The sequence below is a fragment of the Neobacillus drentensis genome (assembly GCF_036965425.1).
Classification (GTDB): domain Bacteria; phylum Bacillota; class Bacilli; order Bacillales; family Cytobacillaceae; genus Neobacillus; species Neobacillus drentensis_F.
The window spans coordinates 1-19,261 of the sequence record NZ_JBALPP010000071.1 but is presented as its reverse complement, the minus strand read 5'-3'; the positions used below and the strand labels follow the sequence as shown (position 1 = coordinate 19,261).

General features: G+C 38.7%; 24 protein-coding genes. 19 read left to right on the top strand and 5 right to left on the bottom strand.

What is annotated here, in order from left to right:
- The first annotated feature begins 179 nt into the window (after positions 1-179).
- The 6 genes from V7161_RS17880 (at position 180) to V7161_RS17860 (ending at position 3,857) form a co-directional block, all read left to right on the top strand.
- Positions 180-1,247 carry a FecCD family ABC transporter permease gene (locus tag V7161_RS17880; protein WP_420491636.1) on the top strand — a complete coding sequence of 356 codons (1,068 nt, stop codon included), beginning with the start codon at positions 180-182 and terminating at the stop codon, positions 1,245-1,247.
- Positions 1,244-2,011: a heme ABC transporter ATP-binding protein gene (locus V7161_RS17875; RefSeq protein ID WP_335714310.1), complete on the top strand. Its 768-nt coding sequence runs from the start codon at positions 1,244-1,246 to the stop codon at positions 2,009-2,011. The genes V7161_RS17880 and V7161_RS17875 overlap by 4 nt, the downstream gene beginning before the upstream one ends.
- Positions 2,012-2,056: 45 nt before the next feature.
- On the top strand, positions 2,057-3,055 hold the full coding sequence (locus V7161_RS17870; protein WP_420491634.1) for an ABC transporter substrate-binding protein: 999 nt from the start codon (positions 2,057-2,059) through the stop codon (positions 3,053-3,055).
- 104 nt (positions 3,056-3,159) lie between these two features.
- Entirely contained in the window at positions 3,160-3,441 is a 282-nt protein-coding gene (locus V7161_RS17865; RefSeq protein WP_335714309.1) for a hypothetical protein, read from the top strand.
- A complete protein-coding gene (locus V7161_RS30425) occupies positions 3,378-3,617 on the top strand; it encodes a class I SAM-dependent methyltransferase (protein WP_420491633.1) in 240 nt (79 codons plus the stop codon). Before V7161_RS17865 ends, V7161_RS30425 begins: the two co-directional genes overlap by 64 nt.
- Before the next feature lie 21 nt (positions 3,618-3,638).
- The gene (locus V7161_RS17860) at positions 3,639-3,857 is read left to right on the top strand and encodes a cysteine-rich CWC family protein (RefSeq protein WP_335714308.1); all 219 of its coding nucleotides are present in this window, start codon (positions 3,639-3,641) and stop codon (positions 3,855-3,857) included.
- Between the two features lie 122 nt (positions 3,858-3,979).
- On the opposite strand, the gene V7161_RS17855 is transcribed toward V7161_RS17860, so the two are convergent.
- Together V7161_RS17855 and V7161_RS17850 are read right to left on the bottom strand one after the other, a co-directional pair.
- The gene (locus tag V7161_RS17855; RefSeq protein WP_335714307.1) at positions 3,980-4,159 is read right to left on the bottom strand and encodes a YjcZ family sporulation protein; all 180 of its coding nucleotides are present in this window, start codon (positions 4,157-4,159) and stop codon (positions 3,980-3,982) included.
- 342 nt (positions 4,160-4,501) lie between these two features.
- Positions 4,502-4,870, bottom strand: a complete 369-nt coding sequence (locus V7161_RS17850) for a MerR family transcriptional regulator (protein WP_335714306.1) — start codon at positions 4,868-4,870, stop codon at positions 4,502-4,504.
- Positions 4,871-5,009: 139 nt separating this feature from the next.
- On the opposite strand from V7161_RS17850, the gene V7161_RS17845 reads away from it, so the two are divergent.
- The 6 genes from V7161_RS17845 to V7161_RS17820 all read left to right on the top strand — a co-directional run bounded on the left by V7161_RS17845 (position 5,010) and on the right by V7161_RS17820 (position 11,055).
- The gene (locus V7161_RS17845; RefSeq protein ID WP_335714305.1) at positions 5,010-5,777 is read left to right on the top strand and encodes an SDR family NAD(P)-dependent oxidoreductase; all 768 of its coding nucleotides are present in this window, start codon (positions 5,010-5,012) and stop codon (positions 5,775-5,777) included.
- 234 nt (positions 5,778-6,011) lie between these two features.
- Positions 6,012-6,632 (top strand): nucleotidyltransferase family protein, encoded by a 621-nt coding sequence (locus tag V7161_RS17840; protein ID WP_335714304.1) that lies wholly within the window; start codon positions 6,012-6,014, stop codon positions 6,630-6,632.
- 112 nt (positions 6,633-6,744) lie between these two features.
- On the top strand, positions 6,745-8,907 hold the full coding sequence (locus V7161_RS17835; protein ID WP_335714303.1) for a xanthine dehydrogenase family protein molybdopterin-binding subunit: 2,163 nt from the start codon (positions 6,745-6,747) through the stop codon (positions 8,905-8,907).
- Positions 8,904-9,380 carry a (2Fe-2S)-binding protein gene (locus tag V7161_RS17830; RefSeq protein ID WP_335714302.1) on the top strand — a complete coding sequence of 159 codons (477 nt, stop codon included), beginning with the start codon at positions 8,904-8,906 and terminating at the stop codon, positions 9,378-9,380. Before V7161_RS17835 ends, V7161_RS17830 begins: the two co-directional genes overlap by 4 nt.
- The gene (locus V7161_RS17825) at positions 9,365-10,234 is read left to right on the top strand and encodes an FAD binding domain-containing protein (RefSeq protein ID WP_335714301.1); all 870 of its coding nucleotides are present in this window, start codon (positions 9,365-9,367) and stop codon (positions 10,232-10,234) included. Before V7161_RS17830 ends, V7161_RS17825 begins: the two co-directional genes overlap by 16 nt.
- A 29-nt stretch (positions 10,235-10,263) precedes the next feature.
- On the top strand, positions 10,264-11,055 hold the full coding sequence (locus V7161_RS17820) for an XdhC family protein (RefSeq protein WP_335714300.1): 792 nt from the start codon (positions 10,264-10,266) through the stop codon (positions 11,053-11,055).
- Positions 11,056-11,231: 176 nt separating this feature from the next.
- On the opposite strand, the gene V7161_RS17815 is transcribed toward V7161_RS17820, so the two are convergent.
- Positions 11,232-11,468 carry a hypothetical protein gene (locus tag V7161_RS17815; protein ID WP_335714299.1) on the bottom strand — a complete coding sequence of 79 codons (237 nt, stop codon included), beginning with the start codon at positions 11,466-11,468 and terminating at the stop codon, positions 11,232-11,234.
- Positions 11,469-11,651: 183 nt separating this feature from the next.
- Here V7161_RS17815 and V7161_RS17810 point away from each other — a divergent pair, with 183 nt between their 5' ends.
- The 3 genes from V7161_RS17810 to V7161_RS17800 all read left to right on the top strand — a co-directional run bounded on the left by V7161_RS17810 (position 11,652) and on the right by V7161_RS17800 (position 13,884).
- A complete protein-coding gene (locus V7161_RS17810) occupies positions 11,652-12,206 on the top strand; it encodes a class I adenylate-forming enzyme family protein (protein ID WP_335714298.1) in 555 nt (184 codons plus the stop codon).
- Positions 12,207-12,649: 443 nt separating this feature from the next.
- Entirely contained in the window at positions 12,650-13,153 is a 504-nt protein-coding gene (locus V7161_RS17805; protein ID WP_335714297.1) for a hypothetical protein, read from the top strand.
- Positions 13,154-13,569: 416 nt separating this feature from the next.
- Positions 13,570-13,884, top strand: a complete 315-nt coding sequence (locus tag V7161_RS17800) for an iron chaperone (RefSeq protein WP_335714336.1) — start codon at positions 13,570-13,572, stop codon at positions 13,882-13,884.
- A gap of 68 nt (positions 13,885-13,952) precedes the next feature.
- On the opposite strand, the gene V7161_RS17795 is transcribed toward V7161_RS17800, so the two are convergent.
- Entirely contained in the window at positions 13,953-14,573 is a 621-nt protein-coding gene (locus V7161_RS17795; RefSeq protein ID WP_335714296.1) for a TetR/AcrR family transcriptional regulator, read from the bottom strand.
- A 122-nt stretch (positions 14,574-14,695) separates the two neighbouring features.
- Between V7161_RS17795 and V7161_RS17790 the strand changes: the two genes are divergently transcribed.
- The 3 genes from V7161_RS17790 to V7161_RS17780 all read left to right on the top strand — a co-directional run bounded on the left by V7161_RS17790 (position 14,696) and on the right by V7161_RS17780 (position 17,884).
- Positions 14,696-15,265 carry a cysteine hydrolase family protein gene (locus tag V7161_RS17790; protein ID WP_335714295.1) on the top strand — a complete coding sequence of 190 codons (570 nt, stop codon included), beginning with the start codon at positions 14,696-14,698 and terminating at the stop codon, positions 15,263-15,265.
- 412 nt (positions 15,266-15,677) lie between these two features.
- Positions 15,678-16,895 (top strand): multidrug efflux MFS transporter, encoded by a 1,218-nt coding sequence (locus V7161_RS17785; protein ID WP_335714335.1) that lies wholly within the window; start codon positions 15,678-15,680, stop codon positions 16,893-16,895.
- Positions 16,896-17,071: 176 nt separating this feature from the next.
- Entirely contained in the window at positions 17,072-17,884 is an 813-nt protein-coding gene (locus V7161_RS17780) for a protein phosphatase 2C domain-containing protein (RefSeq protein WP_335714294.1), read from the top strand.
- A gap of 40 nt (positions 17,885-17,924) precedes the next feature.
- On the opposite strand, the gene V7161_RS17775 is transcribed toward V7161_RS17780, so the two are convergent.
- Positions 17,925-18,542 carry an NUDIX hydrolase gene (locus tag V7161_RS17775; RefSeq protein WP_335714293.1) on the bottom strand — a complete coding sequence of 206 codons (618 nt, stop codon included), beginning with the start codon at positions 18,540-18,542 and terminating at the stop codon, positions 17,925-17,927.
- A gap of 254 nt (positions 18,543-18,796) precedes the next feature.
- Between V7161_RS17775 and V7161_RS17770 the strand changes: the two genes are divergently transcribed.
- A complete protein-coding gene (locus V7161_RS17770) occupies positions 18,797-19,204 on the top strand; it encodes a hypothetical protein (protein WP_335714292.1) in 408 nt (135 codons plus the stop codon).
- Positions 19,205-19,261 lie beyond the last annotated feature (57 nt).

Here is a 19,261-nt window from a genome sequence, read left to right as displayed (position 1 = left end):
AAAGACGATATTTATCTTTTTGTGCTGTTTTTAAGATGATACTCGAACCCCCATTCCTATGTATAGAAATGGGGGTTTTTGTGTTTGAACTAAGAAAATATGATTCTCAGGAGGAGGATAAATTGGAAAAACTACTTCAAAATAGTTTCCGAAAAAAAGGAAAAAGCGTTACGCCAGCCCTGAAGTCAGGTCGTTTGGATAAACAATGGTATTATTTCTTTTTTTGGCTACTTTTTTTGATACTTTTATTATCTGTAACGTTTGCTGTTACACTTGGTCCGGTCAAAATTTCACCCTTCACAGTATGGAAAATTACTCTATCCAATCTTTCTTTTTTGGGTGATGATATTGACCAAAATTGGAGCACAGCACAAGAACGAATTATTTGGGACATCCGACTACCTCGTGTCTTACTTGGAGCTGTAGTAGGAGCTGGGCTCTCCGTTGTCGGGGTGGTTATTCAAGCATTATTACGTAATTCACTCGCTGATCCGTACATACTTGGGATTTCTTCTGGTTCATCAGTTGCAGCAACCCTTGTTATTCTTTTTGGTGCACTGCCTTTTTTCGGTCAGTACGCCTTAGTGTTTGGTGCTTTTCTTGGTGCTCTCTTAACTATGATTTCGGTTTATGCTTTATCACAAGTCGGTGGAAGAATCCAAACAACACGCCTCCTATTAGCTGGTGTGGCTGTATCTATCATCATGTCAGCAGCAACAAATTTCATCGTCACCCTCGCTCCAAAAGAGTCTGGAATTCGTGAAGCGATGTATTGGATGATGGGCAGTCTAGCTGGTGCCAAATGGGAGTACTTAACCATTCCAAGTGTAGTGGTAATAGTTGGTTTAGTTTATCTATTATTTCAATCTCGCTCTCTTAATGTCTTATTAATGGGAGAAGAAGCTGCAGCGACACTTGGTGTCAATATTGATACGTTTCGTAAAGTCCTCATAATCATAACATCACTTATCACAGGAACAGTTGTGGCAGTCAGTGGATCAATTGGATTTATTGGTTTAGTTATTCCTCACATCGCACGTCTATTAGTCGGTTCTGACCATAAACGAGTACTCCCTGTGAGTATATTAATGGGAATGATTCTTGTTATTTGGTCTGATGTATTTGCACGCCTAGTACTTGCCCCCCAAGAACTTCCGATTGGTGTGGTCACAGCACTTTGTGGCGGACCGTTTTTTATTTGGCTTTTGCGGCTCAGTACATATTCGTTTGGAGGTGGCAGCAAATGAAACTAGCCGTTGAACATGTATCTTGTACCATCATGGGAGCATCAATTATCCATGATATTTCGATGCACATAAAGGCTGGACAGTTTGTTGGTCTGATTGGTCCAAATGGCAGTGGAAAATCAACACTTTTAAAAACCGCTTCCCGTATTTTGCAACCAAAGTCTGGTGTTGTTCGATTAGATGGTCAACAGTTATATCAATTGTCCCCTAAAAAGACGGCTCAAGAAATGGCGGTTGTCAGCCAAGAAACATCTCTAACCTTTGATTTTTCCGTTCAAGAAATAATTTGGATGGGGCGTCATCCACATAAGCGGTTCTTTCAATCCGATACAGATGAAGACCTTGATATCGTGGATGAAGCTATAGAGCGCGTTGGGTTGAAAGGATATGAAGAACGAAGTTTTATAAGCCTATCGGGCGGAGAAAAACAACGTGTCTTGATCGCCCGAGCACTTGCTCAGCAGGCGAAGATTATCATCTTAGATGAGCCAACAAACCATTTGGACATTCGGCATCAGCTTCAATTAATGGATCTTGTTAAAATGCTTAATGTCACCGTTTTAGCAGCCCTGCATGATTTAAACCTTGCATCCATGTATTGTGATTACTTATATGTGATTCAGCATGGACAAGTAGTGATGTCTGGGACACCAGAAACCGTTCTAACAAAAGAGATAGTAAGAGAGGTGTTTGGAGTAGAAACAGAAATTATCATTCACCCTGTAACGAAAAAACCTCACATTACCTTTTTAGCACACGCCTAAGAAAGTCTATTAAACATATTTGTATAGGATAAAGGAGAAAATTGTATGCAGAAAATGAATGGTCACCGTATCTTTTGGTTTAGTATTTGTTTACTACTTATGACAATGTTAGCTGCTTGCAGCGCGAATGAATCTGTTGAAAAAAAAGAAACACAACAAAATGGCGATAGTGGATACGATAAAGTAGTGGTCCATAATATGGGGCATACCGTAACATATACAGAGCCTCCGAAAAGAGCGGTCGCATTAAATCAACATGCAACCGAAATTATGCTTGCGTTAGGATTGCAAGATTCAATGGTTGGAACGGCCTATCTAGATGACCAAATATTACCAAAATATCAGGACGCATATAAAAAAGTTCCAGTGCTTGCCAAGGAGTATCCTTCAAAGGAAGTCTTTTTAGCAGCAGAACCTGATTTTGCCTATGCAGGATGGAAAAGTGCTTTTACAGAAAAATCGTTAGGAACAGTTCAAGAGTTAGAAGAATCTGGCATTAAAACATATGTCCAAGAATCGTCTAATAAAACAGGTCCGACGTTAGAAGATGTCAACAACGATATCGAGAACATCGGACGTATTTTTCATGTAGAGGCAAAAGCAACTGAAGTAATTAATCAAATGAAAAAAGAGATAGAAGACACAACAAAGCAAATTGGAACAGTGGAAAAACCGCTTAACGTGTTTGTGTATGATAGTGGAGAGGATAAGCCATTTACAGCAGCCAACAACTATTTGACTCACTTAATCAAGATGGCAGGCGGTAAAAACATCTTTGATGATATTCCAAAAGGCTGGGCCGATGTCAGCTGGGAAGAAGTCGTCAACCGTAATCCGGATGTTATTGTCATCATTGATTATGGAGATACAACAGTCAAACAGAAACAAGAGCTATTGCTTTCTAAGACGGAACTTGCAGATGTTCCAGCCATTAAAAACAAACGATTCATAATCCTACCTCTTTCAGCTGGAGCAGAAGGAATTCGTGCACCACTTGCTCTAAAGACACTTGCAGAAGGATTATATCCAGACAAGTTCAATTAATAAAGCAAAAGGTTCTGGGGCATAAACTTCAAGATAATTGCAAGGAATATCTAAATCTTGGACATACTGATACTATTACTCTAATAAGTTTGGGAGAAAACAGAATGAAGGTTGGAATACAAAAAGATTTTGATTACATTGAGTTAGGGAAAGAATCCATGATCGATCATAATGGAAATATTCCAAAGCGATTAATAGATGATCAGGCAGAAGAATCTTTTTGGTCTTCTATGTTGGATAGAAAAAAACGGCATCTACCAGATCCATATGCACAAGTTGTGCAGCAGGAACTCCTCCCTCTCTTAATAGCGATGATCATGTATTGGAAATCGGACCTGGATGGGGCAATTATACCTTTGCCATTGCTGATAAAGTTCGAAAGCTAACATTCGTAGACAGTTCCAAAAGTATTGTGCAATTTTTGGAGTCTCAGACTGCTGCTAAAGGTATCCATAATATACAATTGATTCACGATAAATGGGAAAGTGAAAAACAAAGAGAGAAATATGATGTCGTGTTTGGATTCAATTGTTACTACCGTATGTATGATATAGGGAAGTGATGTATTGAGGAGAGATAATGATTGGCTAATAAACATTGCCCTATATGTGGAGAAGAAAGAAAGTGCATCATAGGTTCTGGAGGACACGGTGACTGTTGGTGTTACAAAGAAATATTCCCTGATGAAATCTTTGAATCAGTACTTGCAGAAAGTAGAAGAAAACATTGTATTTGTAAAAATTGTTTAAATAAATTTAAGGAAGAACAGACAATAAGCAAAATTAATCCTCATCTTGAGTAAAGATGAGGATTGTTTAATAATATAGGCTAGCTAATTAAAAGCTTCATGTTTGAATACCACTGACACTGCTGTACATCCCTCCCCCTTATCACCTGAAAGGTGACTATTTTTAGGGAGCCCTTTTAACAGAAACAAACTGCACCAACAATAATTAATAAAATGAACAGCACTACGATGATGATAAAATCGTTGCACCTATGCGCCGGAAAACAACCTCCATAAACAGGTGCTGCATAGCCGTAAGACAATGCAGGCTGGGGAATAACATTAGCACCAGCAAAATGTGGTATGGCATTATCCATTTTTTACACGTCCTTTCTAAAGATGGAGAATTACTTAGACATTACACTATATAATACACACAGAAACGATATAAGAGCCCGTCTATATCAAATATGGGCAGAAGTATAGAAATTGTGCTATGGCCCAAATGAATTCTTTTAACTAGTAGTTAAATAGGGAAGGATAGGGATGAAATAGTACTTAAATAGAGAAAAACTCAGTTCACGTGAACTGAGTTTTTTGTTTGTACTTCTTTGTCCTGTCATTTCTTTTTTATTATCAAAGTGATCGACAAGAATCTGAGTAGTTCCCGAACGTCCGTAAACGATTTAAGATTTTCAGCATTTTCATTCCAGCCTGGATTAATTCTCTTTTCTTTTCAAAATCTTTTCTTTATATGAGGTAATTTTATGTTCTAACATGTTATTTGTTTCTTCCAGTGTCTTTAACTGGGTTTCGATCGAACTTTTATGATCTTCTAATAGTTTTAATCGATTAATAGCTGTATGTTCTCCTTCAGAATACAAGTAAGCATACTCTTTTATTTTAGTGATCGGCATTTGCGTCTCTTTTAATTTTAAAACAAATTTCAGCCATTGAAGATGTGATTCAGTATATTTTCTTTCTCCATGTTCATTCCGATCTGGAAGAATGATATTCTCTTTTTCATAATAACGTAGTGTATGTGTGCTAACTCCAACGAGTTTTGCCACTTCGCCAATTGTATACATAAAACCCTCCATTTTTAGCCAATGTATATCAGATGAAAAAATTGATTTGACTTAGAGTTTACTCAAACCACTATAATAAATCCGTAAAAGTTAATCAATCAATTTTTGTTAATATCACAAAATATTAGGAGGCAATAAAATGAAAAAGTATACAGTAATTACAGGTGCAAGTTCCGGTATTGGTTATGAAACAGCTCTTGCGTTTGCTGCTCGTGATAAAAATTTAGTCATTGTAGCACGAAGAACTGAGGAGCTTGAAAAACTAAAATTGGAAATCGCGAATGTAAATGCAGAATTAGATGTCGTTATAAAAACAGTTGATTTATCAAATACGAAAAATGCTTATGCATTATATGAAGATTTAAAGGAATACGAAATTGAAACGTGGATTAATAATGCAGGATTTGGTAATTTCGCATCAGTTGGAGATCAAAATTTAACTAAAATTGAGACAATGCTTAATTTAAATATTGAGGCTTTAACGATTTTAACTTCTCTTTATGTGCGTGACTATTCAACAGTTGAAGGAACACAAATAATTAACGTTTCATCAGGTGGAGGTTATACGATTATCGGGGATGCAATCACATACTGTGCTTCTAAATTCTATGTAAGTGCCTTTACTGAAGGGCTTGCACATGAATTAAAAGAAAAAGGTGCAAGCATGCAAGCAAAAGTTTTAGCTCCTGCTGCAACTGAAACTGAATTTGCAAAAGTATCATATAATTTAGAAGAAAATGTTAAGTATGAAGGGCTTCTTCCAAAATACCATACAGCCAAAGAAATGGCTGGATTTATGCTTGATCTTTACGATAGCGAAAAAGTAGTTGGAATTGTAGATGGTCTTACTTATGAATTTCAATTAAAAGATCCAATTTATCCATATGCAGTAAGAATGAGAAGCTAACAAGATTGATTTATCATCTTTAATGAAAATATCTTGGAAATAGTACTTAAATAGAGAAAAACTCAGTTCACGTGAACTGAGTTTTTTGTATGTACTTCTTTGTCCTGTCATCTTGAGAATTAATTCATCAGAACAAATAGCAGTCATAAAATAGAAAATAAAAGAAGAATGAAAGATGAAAGATTACCTTTAGTGACAAGGATTAAGATTTAACGATAGGTAGAAGGTGATAATATGGAAGCAATCATTCTAGCAGCTGGATATTCCACCCGAGCCAATGCCTTTAAAATGACGTTGCCACTGGGGAGAATGACCATATTGGAGCAAACGGTATCTAAATTTGAAGGTGTATGCAGCAGGGTCATCATCGTAGCGGGTTATCAAGCGGAAATTATTCAAGAGGAAGTGGCGAAACTCAGCAGTAAAAATGACTATTCCTTTCAGATCCAATTTGTTTATAATAAAGAATTTCAACAGGGAATGTTTAGCTCCATTCAAAGGGGCTGCAAAGAGGTAAATGCCCCTGACTTCTTTATTACACCAGGGGATTGTCCTCTTGTAAAAAAAGAGACGGTTCAGCTTCTAGCAAAACAAAAAGGGAACGTAGTGATTCCGAGCTATCACTATAAAGGCGGCCACCCCATCAGATTATCAAGTGAAGTGAGGCAGAAGATTCTCAAAACCAATCCAGGAAGTAATTTGCGTGTGGTCTTAGGCGGTTACGAAAAGACATACCTTAATGTTGAAGATCCGGGAATATTAATGGACATTGATACGATTGAAGATTACCAAAATGCGATTAAATATGATAAAGCTGAATGTTCTAGATATTTTTTGAATAAAAATGAATCATAGAAACAGGTCCAAATTCCAAGGGACGGTTCTCATGGCTTAAACCAGATAGTTAAGACCACAAGAACTATCCCTTTGGCCCTCAAAAATGAGTCGAAGGGTGTTGGTTGTTGCAATGAGTCTCAAAGACATTAGTACCTCAGTGCCCAAAAAGGATCATAAAGGCAAAGTATCGGGCCAGCTTCCCTATATAAGTGACGTGAAAGTAGAAAATATGGTGTATGGTGTTTTGGTTCGGTCGCCGATTGCTTATGGAAAAATCAAATCCATTCAATTACCAACTCTTCCGGAAGGATATGAAGCGGTAGGCGCCGAGCATATATCCGGACCGAATTATGTGAAGATTATCCAAGAAGATCAGCCCATTTTTGCTAATGAGTGGGTCAATTATATTGGGGAGCCGATTTTCATGCTTGTTGGAAAAGACCTGAATATCCTCTACAGTTTGTTAGATGAAGTGAAGATTGATTTTGAAGAACATCAAGCTGTCTATACACTAGATGAAGCAATCCAACAAAAATCGGCATCTGGGATCACGATGGCAACCTATGAATTCGGAGAAAGCTTAGAGACCATTGCTGCGATTGAGCTGGGAGCCCATCAAATCATCGAAGAAGAGTATGATACGGGTTATCAGGAGCATGTCTACCTTGAGCCGCAAGGAATGCTCGCCATTTATAAGGAAGATGAAATAGTCGTTCAGGGATCCATGCAATGTCTTTATTATATAAAAAATGCATTGATTAGCGCGTTAGACTGTGGGGCCGATGACGTCCGGGTGGTTCAAAGCCCGACCGGCGGAGGCTTTGGCGGTAAAGAAGAGTTTCCTTCGATGATGGCTTGTCACGTAGCTGTTGCGGCAAAAGCCGTCAAAAAATCGGTGATGCTCGTTTTCGACCGGTCTGAGGATATGGTGGTGACGACGAAAAGGCATCCGGCCAAACTCAATTATCGAACGGCTCTTGATAAGGAAGGAAATATTTTAAGCATGTGTGTGGACATCTATCTCGATGGCGGAGCGAATGCAGGATTGAGCCAAGTCGTCCTGCAGCGAGCCTTAATTAACAGTGCCGGTGTTTATAATATTCCGCATTTCCATGCAAAAGGCTATGTTTTAAAAACCAATACCGTTCCGAACGGCGCCTTCCGAGGCTTTGGTGCGCCGCAAAGCTTTGCCGGAATCGAAAGCCATATCGGACACCTTAGTAAACTAGGAAATTTCGATCCGCTAGAATATAAACGAAAATACCTCGTCAAACAAGGAGACCCCACCATCACCAAAGGAATATTCCGAGATCCAATATTAGTCGAAGATATGATAGAGGACCTGCTTAACGCGTCACAATACAAAACGAAAAAAGCGGAGTTTCAGCGTAACAATCCAAAAAATCAGCGTTATAAAAAAGGCGTCGGAACTTCATTGTTCCTTCACGGCTGCGGATTTACAGGGAGTGGCGAAAGAGATCATATTAAAGCAACGGTCAAGCTGGTGAAATCAAAGGACGACCGGGTATCGCTCAAAATCTCCAATTCTGACATGGGACAAGGAATTTATACGACATTGAGTAAGATTGTCGCCAAAGAACTAGACCTCCCATACGAACGAGTTTTGTACCCTGATCCCGATACAAAAGAAGTTCCCGACTCCGGTCCGACCGTAGCCTCCAGAACGACGATGATTGTCGGAAAATTGCTCGAACGGGCCGCAAAAAAACTGAAAGCACAGTGGCAAAGCGGAGTGGATCAGGAAGTATTTGAGCATTATGTTCACCGTGAAATGATTCCATGGGACGAAAAAACCTTCACGGGAGATGCCTACCCAGCTTATTCCTGGGGTGTGAATATAGTGGAAGTAGAAGTAGATACGTTAACAGGAAATATAAAGCTAGAAAAAGTATACGGCAATTATGAAGTCGGGAAGGTCATCGATGAACGGATTATGAAAGGCCAAATTGATGGCGGTTTGGCTCAAGGGTTAGCGTACGGCTATTTAGAAAAAATGACGTCAAAGCAAGGCAGAATCCAACAAAAAAGCATATCGGATTATGGACCGCCGACTGCAATGGATGTCGTGTCGATCGATAGCAAAGTCTTTGACAACCCTTATGCGGATGGTCCATACGGGGCAAAGGGCGCAGGGGAATTGACGTTAATTGGCGGCGCTCCAGCCGTCCAGGCCGCGATCGAGGATGCACTGCAAACGTCCTTTCAGCAAATTCCGATTACACCGGAAGTCATTATTGAAAGCCTTTGGAGGAAAGAAGGTGAAAAGGGATGATTAAATTTACTCTAAATGGGAGAATCGTAGAAACGGACGCTCCTCCTACCGCAAGATTATTAGATTTAATAAGAGATGAGTTTGAGTTAATCGGAACAAAGGAAGGCTGCGGGGAAGGGGAATGCGGGGCCTGCAGTGTGTTTGTAAATAACCTTCTGCAAAACAGCTGTCTGATTCCGATTGGCGCGATTGCCGGTGCCGATATTCAAACGATCGAAGGAATAATGGAAACGGAACAATTTAAGCTTTTAGATGAGAGCTACTCCAATGCCGGAGGAGTGCAATGCGGCTATTGCATTCCGGGGATGATTATGGCAAGTGCCGCTTTGTTATCGAACAATCCTCATCCTTCAGAGGCTGAAATTCGGGATGGCATTTCTGGAAATCTGTGCCGATGTACCGGGTACAATATGATCGTGGATGCGATTAATCTGGCAGCGAAAAAAGGTGACGGCCTATGGCAGAAAAAATAACCGCGTATCGCTTCGATCGTTTAGACCAAACCTTGAGCCAATTGAATAAAGAAGACTGTGCGATTATCGCCGGAGGCACGGATGTCATGGTTCTTCACAAAAGCCGGAGGGGAGTACCACCGAAAATCCCTAAACCGATTGTTTTTATCGATCATCTTACAGAATTAAAGCAAGTGTATCACCTTTACAAGGATCTTCACATTGGTGCCTGCTGCACCTATAGTGAATTATTAGAACATCCGATAATTCCTGTTGCTTTGAAAAATGCCATTAAATCGATTGCGGCTCCGGCTATTCGGAACCGGGGAACCTTAGGCGGCAATATTTGCAACGCCTCCCCAGCCGGTGACACGCTTCCATTATTGTATGTATATAACGCAAAGCTTCTGCTGCGCTCCGTCAATGGTGAACGAATCGTGGCGATTAACGATTTTATTCAAGGTCCACGACGGGTGCAGCGGGATCCAAATGAACTCGTAACGGAAATTATCCTCCCATCCGTATTAGAGGAAGCTGCGCATGTCGTTTTTGAGAAGGTCGGAAACCGTAACGCAGATGCGATTGCAAAGGTAGGGTTTGCAGGCTATATCCGGATCAATGAGGCTCGAATCGAAGATGCTCGCTTCGCCTTCGGGGCGGTTGGACCGACGATGGTTCGTTCCCTAAATATTGAGAAGAAGCTGGTTGGAAAAACCATCCCATTAGCCAGTTCAGACATCGCTGAGATTGTGGCAGACTTTGATAAAATCATCAAACCAATCGACGATCAGCGCTCCACGGCCGTCTACAGAAAAACTGTCGCATTGAATCTATTACGCTATTTTCTTAACTCGAAGCAATATCAAACGAAATGATTTTTTCAAAAAAAGGGGGAGGGCTATTCATGCTGTTGATGGAAAAAGTGGCCATGCTGACTCGTCAAAACGAAGCCTTTGCTTTAGCTATGATAATAGAATCCAAGGGCTCTACTCCCAGGCATGTAGGAAAAATGATTGTATACCGTGATGGGACGATTGAAGGGACTGTCGGTGGGGGCTTGGCTGAACACTATATCATCCAAGAAAGTGTAAAAGCTATCCAAAACGGCCATTCGAAAATCGTTGAATATAAATTGAATAGACATGCAAAAGACGGAATTCAAATGAGTTGTGGCGGCACGTTACGGGTGTTTATTGAAGTCTATACAAGCAGACCAGAGCTTGTGCTGTGTGGGGCTGGCCATTTAGGCCATGCCTTGGCAAAGCTTGCGGATTTCCTTGAAATACCTTATTGCATTGTTGATGATCGTGTAGATTATTGTACGAAGGAACGATTTCCGAATGCGACCAACCTATTTGTGAACGAAGATATAGAGAAGGCTTTGCTTTCAGCCAACCTGAATGAAAAGTCATATGTGGTGATTGTGACAAAAGATGGAGATGATATTGTCTTGAAAACGGCCCTGCAATTCCCGTGTGCCTATGTGGGAATGGTCGCCAGTAAACGCAAGGTCATCCACATATTTAATAAATTAAAAAGCGAAGGGGTCACCGAGGAACAGCTGGAGAGGGTCCATTCCCCAATCGGTATAGAAATGGGCTCGGAAACAACACAAGAAATTGCTATCAGTATTATCGGGGAAATCATCCTGGTGAGCAAAGGAAAAAAGCCTTTGAAAGTAAAACAATTAAATTGATAAATGAATTTAATAGTTGAATTGAGCCAGAATTCAAAAATATTCATCCCATCGATGCTAGGAACCAGTGAAAACAATTTAACATTTTCCCAAATTTGCAAAAAACACCTTCAAAAATCATTTTTGAAGGTGTTTTTTGACGTTATGATCAGAAAACGACTTGCCAACTTCTTCATTTAAAAGAAAAAGAAGAAGGGGTCAAAAAAGAAACGATTAAATGGACAGAAGAATGGACTAAAAAACGGAAAAGCATATCCATCACCCTTATTTGAGTAGGAAGAATCTAATTCCGCAATTTCCAACCCATCTTTTTTAACACTTACTACTTTACCTACGACCCATTCTCCATTTTCATGACGAAAGCGTATGAACCTACCTTCTAAGTGCTTTGCACGTTCATAATTTAATTTCACTTCAAAAGACCTCCTTTCTATATTAGACTTGCTATATAATATGAAAGGAAGTTTAAGTTGCTAGGGTATTCTACTATTTCTAGTATCTATTAAATCGTTAATTTGAGAATGCTTTAAATTGAAACAAACAATTGAAGAAATAATAGATGTTTTCTTGTTGAACTACTGATGCAAGTGTAGAAGTTGCACGGGACCATTCTTGGCTGCATTGGGGCTGGCAGCGATTTACAGGGGATTAAAACTACGGTTATTGCTCCTGATGGCAGGGAAACGGCAATTGGTGAAGTCAGGCAATTCGTGGCCAAGGGACCAAATATTATGAAGGGCTATTGGAATTTACCGGAGGAAACCGCAAATGCCTTGCGTGATGGCTGGTATTATACCGGTTATTTGGGCTATCGTGACAAGGATAACTATTTTTATGTTGTCGACAGGGCAAAGGATATGATTCTTACAGGCGGAGAAAATGTCTACTCGGTAGAAGTGGAACAGACACTCAGCCAAATCCCAGAGGTTCTGGAGTGCGCGGTTATCGGTGTCCCTGATGAAATGTGGGGCGATGCGATTAAGGCAGTTGTTGCTTTAAAAAAAGCAAACAGTATTACAGAGGAAGAAATCATTGCTTTCATGCGACAAAAGCTTGCAAACTACAAGGTGCCAAAATCAGTTGAATTTGTTGCAGAGCTTCCAAAAAGCGGCGCCGGAAAAATCTTAAAACGACACCTTCGCGATCAATAATGGCAGAAGCAGGAACGGAGAGTTAACTGATTTATTCATTTCCAATAAAGGCAGACCTCGTCATCTTGATGTATCCAAACATATTGAGGTACGAATAAATCTGGTTCTGATTTGAACTTCGATGGTGTTGTAAATTAAAATGATATGGATTATGTAGTTAAAAACTATGGTTTACAAAATAGTACTGTTCCAAATCCACCAAAAGCTAAAAACTACTTATTAAGGTGTACCACTTGACGATGTTTTAACTCAATTAGATTTAAAATAAAATAACAGAAAGAGAAGCCATTCTTTTGGCTTCTCTTTTTTCGTTGTTAAGGAACTATGGAAAATTAATTTTAAATTAATTAGCAAGGACTCGATAATTTGTCCCTTGCAAATAGTTGTCCTTTTGCATTAACTAATGTATTGAAAGAATAAACTATCGAAAGGATGATTCAATTATGGCGATTTTGCGTACAGGCCCCTTTCTAATTCCAAATTTCACGCACGGTGCCCGCCCCATAAATATCATAATTGTGACATTAAGCAACCTAACCAACCGAATCCTAAATGTTAGGGCTATGATTAAGCAATCTTCAACGGCTTCGGTCCCAGTTATTTCTCCTGTTTCCTTTTCCCCACTCCTTCCGGCAACGGATATTTCACTTCCACCAAAATCAGTGTCGAGTATGGCTGTTCCTTTGTCTGTTACCAATCCAACAGAATCAAATAGTACACAACCAAACAGTCCGCGGGTTTTATCCGTTATTGTCAGCGGTGACATTCGAAAATCAGGTGACCTCGTTCAAGTGACGGTCGCAGGAGGCTCTTCATCTGATGGTTATTCACTCGATATTTCTGAACCGACGTTGTTCTTTCGACATAGTGACTTTGTAGAAGTACATCATTACCATCCTTTTCCTTTTTATCATCCTCTAGATCCTAACAATGTTGAAAACAATTAGTAAAAAGAGTAATTACACAAATTTTCCATCACTCTAATCTTTAATAATTCAACATCAATAAGGAGTGATGGAAATGAGTATCTTGTTTTAATGGAATACGATATGAAAGAGAAAATACCATCTCTGGAATTAAGGTATCCATTTGCAATAAAGCAAAGAAATTTTTTTAGAGCACAACTGAACAAATTTCCTAATGGTGTGCCGTATTTGCTAAAATGTTAATAGAAAAAATATTTATTGAAAAACCATACAAAACAAAGGGGCATTTAGCTGGAAATAGACTAGGTAATTTTGCCTAATGCAGTTGATATCATGCAAACCATTATGTAATGAAGGGAGATATTATGGAAGAAAAGAAATTTACCTTTAACTCTATTAATGAATACATTTTACAGTTTCCTCCTGATGTTCAGTAGATCCTGGAAACTTTACGAAAAGTGATAAAAGAATTGGCCCCAGATGCAGTCGAAAAGATTAGCTATCAAATGCCTACTTTTTATTTTTTTGGAAATTTGGTGCATTTCGCTGCCTATAAAAATCATATAGGTTTTTATCCAACTCCAAGCGGTATCTCTGAGTTTATACATAAATTATCTGAATATAAAAGTTCAAAAGGTGCGGTACAGTTTCCGCTGGATAAACCTTTGCCCATTGATGTAATAAGTGAAATTGTTAAATTTAGGGTTGAAATGAATAGAAAGAATGCAAAAGGTAAAGTAAAAAAGAAATGACAGAGCCAGAAATGAGTCTCTAAAAGCCAGGATTTAATATCCTGGCTTTTTTATTTAGATTACAAAATTTAGAAACCCTTTTTTGTGTAAATTAAAGTAGAAGAGAGCAATTCCAAAATTTCCTCAGGCGAATAACCACGTACATCCTTTTGAAAAAAATACGAATCGCTGCTTAATGCCATAAGCACCATATCAGCTTTAAAAGCACTGTTCGAATAGGTGTTTTCGTTAGCTTCCATTTCGTCAAATAGTTCGACCAATATTTGATGTAATTCAGCATATAAAGGGCTTTTGCTGCGCGACTTAAGTGGGTTCGTTGACTTGGCTTCCTCGACTCCAGTAAGCAGTTGTGCTTTTTTTTCCCTAAAACGAATAAAAAAGCTTAGGATTTCTTTCAATTTTTGATTGGGCGGTACTTGATCGTTCTCCTGCAAGTATTCTTCAATGTCATCGAAAAAAAGATCCACACTGTCTTTTATTAAATCTTGGCATAGCTCACCTTTGTTACGATAACGGCGATAAAGTGTTCCCGGCCCAATTTGTGCTTCCGTGGCAATTTGATTCATACTTACCTGTTCAACACCAAATTGCTCAAATAGCCGATGGGCTGTATCCAATATAAGCTGACGATTCTTGGCCGCATCACGTCGTTCGGTCCGAATACGGGGTGTATTCTGGTCATTTATCATGCTATCACATCCTAAAACATTCAATACAAATCTAGAATTTGACAAACGGAGAGGTCTCCATTTAGTATTAAGAGGAGAACTCTCCGTTTAATTTTAATCCAAAAAGGAGGAATTTACAACCTATGCAAAACCAATATGAGAATAGTGCATTGTTAGTAATGGACCTGCAAAATGGTATTGTATCCCGATTCGCAAAAAATACAGATGTTCTTCAACCATTTCAAAAAGCAATTGAAGCGGCTCGTCAAAAAGATATTCCCGTTATTTTCGTTCGAGTAGGGTTTAGCGAGGGGTATCCGGAAGTCAGCCCACAAAATAAAGCATTCTTAGCCATTTCTAAAAATGGCGGTATGACCCTGTCTGATTCAGCCACACAAATTCACGAAGCTGTTCAGCCCAAACACAATGAGCCCGTTATTACGAAGTATCGATTTAGTGCATTTGCCGGCAGCAATCTGGAAGTTATTCTTCGTGCTCAACAAATCAACAGACTTGTTCTTAGCGGCATTTCTACCAGTGGAGTTGTATTATCCACATTGAGGGAAGCGGGCGATAAGGATTTTGCTATTACAGTGCTTTCAGATGCCTGTCTCGATGCTGATTCTGAGGTTCACCGCGTTCTCATGGAAAAGGTATTTCCACGTCAAGCAGATATTCAGACTGTGGACACTTGGATTAATACATTAAATTGACCTAATCAATCCTTAGAAAGAATCGTGTAAAACCAACAACCACCTCTAAACCTAAAGAGGTACTTGTTGGTTTTTTATAACAAGGCTATTTTAAAGCTTAATGTTGATTTTGCCTCTTGTTGATTTGATGATGAAGGACAAAGCTGACCCTTAAATGAGGAGAAAGGTCAATAAAAAAGGTTCATAATGCCCTAACTCATCTTTCAAGTGAGAGAATTGTCCTTCATAGGGTAAATGAGAGACAAAATCGATCTAGTAAACAGCAGAAGGCGTCAATAAAAGGGGTTTTTAATACCCGATCCCTTCATGAAAATGAGAGAATGTCCCTCATAATGCGGATGTATGAAAAATGGGTAGAAATCAACAAACAAATTACAGAGCCCATAACAAAAGGAAAGGACAGCGTCCATTTATGCCAATTTGGAAAAGGAATTTAATTGTCTGTTGGTTTGGGATGTTTATGTCCAGTATAGGGATGAGCCAAATAGCACCAGTATTACCTCTGTATATTAACCATCTCGGAGTTCATAATACGGCTTTAATTGCCCAATATTCAGGTTTTGCTTTTGGGGCTACTTTTATCATTTCAGCTGTGTTTTCACCTATTTGGGGAAGTGCGGCTGATAAGTACGGACGAAAGCCCATGCTCATGCGAGCAAGCCTCGGGATGGGGATTGTTATTGGATGTATGGGGTTTGCACAAAATGTCTTTGAACTAATTGGATTAAGATTATTGTTAGGTGTGATTGCAGGTTTCGGTTCAGCCTGTACAGCTTTGATTGCGACGCAAACAGATAAAGAACATGCAGGATTTGCGCTAGGTACACTTTCAACTGCAGGTACAGCAGGTTCATTGATTGGACCGATGGTTGGTGGATATTTGGAAGAGAGCACTGGATTGCAAAATGTATTTTTTATAACCGGCGCTTTGTTGCTTATTTCCTTTATTGCCACTGCTTTATTTGTAAAGGAATCCTTTAATCGCCAAGATAAAAAAGTACTGCCTATTAAAAAAATATGGAGTCAGGTTCCAGAAAAAAGTTTAACGATCACCTTGTTTGTCACCTTTTTTATCCTAACTTTTGCCCTTTATTCCATTGAACCGATCATTACAATCTATATTACTTTATTAACAAAGAACTCTAACCATGTTGCTTTGTTAGCTGGAATGACATTCTCGGCAGCGGGACTGGCAAGTATCATCGCAGCCCCGAGACTTGGCAGACTATCGGATAAACTTGGAGCACAATATGTCATCTTTGCTGCACTAATTGTGGCAGGATTGATGTTTATTCCGCAAGCATTTGTAAGAAATCCCTTGGAGTTAATGGGGTTACGATTTATATTAGGATTGGCATCAGCTGGACTAATGCCTTCTGTAAATACTTTGCTTAAGCAAATAACACCAGATTTCCTTACGGGAAGAGTGTTTGGCATTACAATGTCAGCGGGGTATTTAGGGGTATTTGGAGGAGCAACTTTAGGGGGACAGATGGCATCTTATTTGGGAATCAGATCTGTGTTTCTGATAACAGGTGCCTTATTACTATTGAATGCCGTATGGGTTTATTTTAATGTCCTCAATAAAATGAATCATAAAGAAAATCCCTCTTACCATTCATTTAAATAAAAACTTTGAAAAACATTTAGAACTAGCGAACAGACCAGCACTGTTCGCTTTTCTTATGTAAACCACATAAATGATTGCTCAGAATGTAAGTAGAATGCGCCAGAATAACATCATATGATAAGTATTAAGAAATTTCCCATTTTCTGATTTACATTGAAAAAAGAGGTGAACAACCAATGAAGGTGGAGTCATTTTTAAGGGCTGCCCCGCATAAAGGCGTAAGTGAAGATTCAGTCTTATTAAATGAAGGCTTAAATGTTTATGGTGTTTTTGATGGGTCTACGCCACTAATACCATTTAAGGATGAAAACGGAAAGAACGGTGCCTATTTAGCAGCTAATATATTTAAAGATTATTTCTTAAAACTCTACCGAAGTAACCATTCATTAGTTGAAGGAATCGTGACAGCGAATAGAATGCTGAGAGAACACATGAAAAAATACAAGGTGAATCAGGCAAAATATGAAAATCTTTGGTCGACATGTGCGGCAGTGATAAAAATTGAAAAAGACGGCAGGATTTCTTATGCACAGCTGGGTGATTGCATGATCATTGCTGAGTATCAAAACGGTATGATAAAAGCCTTAACAAGGGATACCGTAAAGGATATAAGTGAAAGAGCAAAAGTATGGCGTGAGGAACAAAGAAAACAAGGAATGAACATACCAGGTGAGGAGTATTTTCAAGATATTACTAAACAGCTTATCTTTAATCGATCATTGGCAAATAAGCAATATGGTTACACTGTAGCGAATGGAAAAGAAGAAGTGAGAGATTTCATTCAGCATGGTCATATAAATATCCGTGAAATGAAGGCATTATTAATGATAACAGATGGGCTTTTTCACCCCAATTTTTCAATTGAAGAAACTTTTAAAAAGATTCATAGGTCTGGTATTGACGCTTATTCCCTAGATTTAGAACAATATGAAAAAAAGAATCATCTACGTCAAGATGATAAAGCGGGGATTATGATAAGATTTGTGTAAAAAAAACGGTCAAAGGGACCGTAACTATAGCAAAATGAATTTAATCAAAATAAACGGTTTCTAGTGGATTTTTTAAGTATTGAAAAGCCATTTCAATTTGTGATTTTGTATTCCGGGCTGTTGAGAGAGAAGGCAGTTCGTTTTCAGCAAAGAACTTTACTTCACTTGTTTCAACACCGTTGGAGGGCTCTCCTCCTACTATTTCACAAAGGATAAATATTTTATAAATATGAAAAGCTGAAGGAGGGTGCGGATGGCATTTATTATCGGTTACAGCTAATAATTTGATTGCTTTTACATCGAATCCCGATTCTTCTTTGACTTCCTTAACAGCAACTTCACTTATGGTAAGTCCGATATCAGCCCAGCCGCCGGGTAATGCCCAGTTTCCATCGGAATTTTCCTGAACCATCAGTATTTTATCATCCTTAAAGACTACAGCCCTAATATCGACCTTAGGTGTTGCATAACCTTTATCGCTAGCAAATAAATCTTTGATTACTTGCCTTTCCAAATTAGTGCAATGCGCTAAGATATCCACGCTAATATTTCGTATTAACTCAAATCTCTCCAAGTCATAAACATCTTTTGAATACGTTAATCCCGCCTGAGCAATAGACTGAAGCTGCTTTGCCCAATCCAGCCATTTAGGTTCCAAAATCATCTCCGCCTTTTAGTTTATTAATACTTTACAATACCATATATATTAATCTAGCAAAAATTTGGTACAACTCCTGTACTAGATTTGAAAATAAAGATAAAAAAATAGGAGATTGGTTATTTCATATAGTACCAGTGAACAGTCCAGCACTGTTCGCTTTTCTAATACACACTGGTTGATGACAAGCACCAACTCATTCTTTCCTCATATAAATGAAAAGATTTACTTATTAAAGAAAGGGGGAGGCTGCAATGTATCCAAATTATCACTACCAGCCTTTCTATCCATATTACTATGACTACAGACAAGGACTCTTCCAAAAAATTCTTGCTTGTTATCAGCAAAATCGATGGATCAGATTATCTTTCCGAGATGGAACAACAGTTGAAGGTTTTATAAAGACGTATGATCTTTTAAAGGGAGTATTAATTTATTTACCGCTGCAAAGGTATACGATTTCGTGTGAAGGTGTAAAGGTCGATTCTTTGCAAAAAGCCCAAAGTTGTATTGGTAAAAGATCAACTCTGACACTTCCCAACAATATAAGCCTTACATTTTCAATTGAGGGTATTGATCAAAATCAAAATATTGGTGGTTGGGTTAACATAAATGAACTTATGGCGGTATCTGGACAGGTAATGGATGCAAATTGTATTTAGTTGGGGTGCAAATAGAAATCAAGGCTTTATATACAAGTTATGCATAAAATCTTGTAT

Coding starts and splice junctions, on each gene's coding strand:
- V7161_RS17875 (WP_335714310.1), top strand. CDS start 1,244: ATGAAACTAGCCGTTGAACATGTATCTTGTACCATCATGGGAGCATCA.
- V7161_RS17870 (WP_420491634.1), top strand. CDS start 2,057: ATGCAGAAAATGAATGGTCACCGTATCTTTTGGTTTAGTATTTGTTTA.
- V7161_RS17865 (WP_335714309.1), top strand. CDS start 3,160: ATGAAGGTTGGAATACAAAAAGATTTTGATTACATTGAGTTAGGGAAA.
- V7161_RS17855 (WP_335714307.1), bottom strand. CDS start 4,159: ATGGATAATGCCATACCACATTTTGCTGGTGCTAATGTTATTCCCCAG.
- V7161_RS17850 (WP_335714306.1), bottom strand. CDS start 4,870: ATGTATACAATTGGCGAAGTGGCAAAACTCGTTGGAGTTAGCACACAT.
- V7161_RS17845 (WP_335714305.1), top strand. CDS start 5,010: ATGAAAAAGTATACAGTAATTACAGGTGCAAGTTCCGGTATTGGTTAT.
- V7161_RS17840 (WP_335714304.1), top strand. CDS start 6,012: ATGGAAGCAATCATTCTAGCAGCTGGATATTCCACCCGAGCCAATGCC.
- V7161_RS17835 (WP_335714303.1), top strand. CDS start 6,745: ATGAGTCTCAAAGACATTAGTACCTCAGTGCCCAAAAAGGATCATAAA.
- V7161_RS17830 (WP_335714302.1), top strand. CDS start 8,904: ATGATTAAATTTACTCTAAATGGGAGAATCGTAGAAACGGACGCTCCT.
- V7161_RS17825 (WP_335714301.1), top strand. CDS start 9,365: ATGGCAGAAAAAATAACCGCGTATCGCTTCGATCGTTTAGACCAAACC.
- V7161_RS17820 (WP_335714300.1), top strand. CDS start 10,264: ATGCTGTTGATGGAAAAAGTGGCCATGCTGACTCGTCAAAACGAAGCC.
- V7161_RS17805 (WP_335714297.1), top strand. CDS start 12,650: ATGGCGATTTTGCGTACAGGCCCCTTTCTAATTCCAAATTTCACGCAC.
- V7161_RS17795 (WP_335714296.1), bottom strand. CDS start 14,573: ATGATAAATGACCAGAATACACCCCGTATTCGGACCGAACGACGTGAT.
- V7161_RS17790 (WP_335714295.1), top strand. CDS start 14,696: ATGCAAAACCAATATGAGAATAGTGCATTGTTAGTAATGGACCTGCAA.
- V7161_RS17785 (WP_335714335.1), top strand. CDS start 15,678: ATGCCAATTTGGAAAAGGAATTTAATTGTCTGTTGGTTTGGGATGTTT.
- V7161_RS17780 (WP_335714294.1), top strand. CDS start 17,072: ATGAAGGTGGAGTCATTTTTAAGGGCTGCCCCGCATAAAGGCGTAAGT.
- V7161_RS17770 (WP_335714292.1), top strand. CDS start 18,797: ATGTATCCAAATTATCACTACCAGCCTTTCTATCCATATTACTATGAC.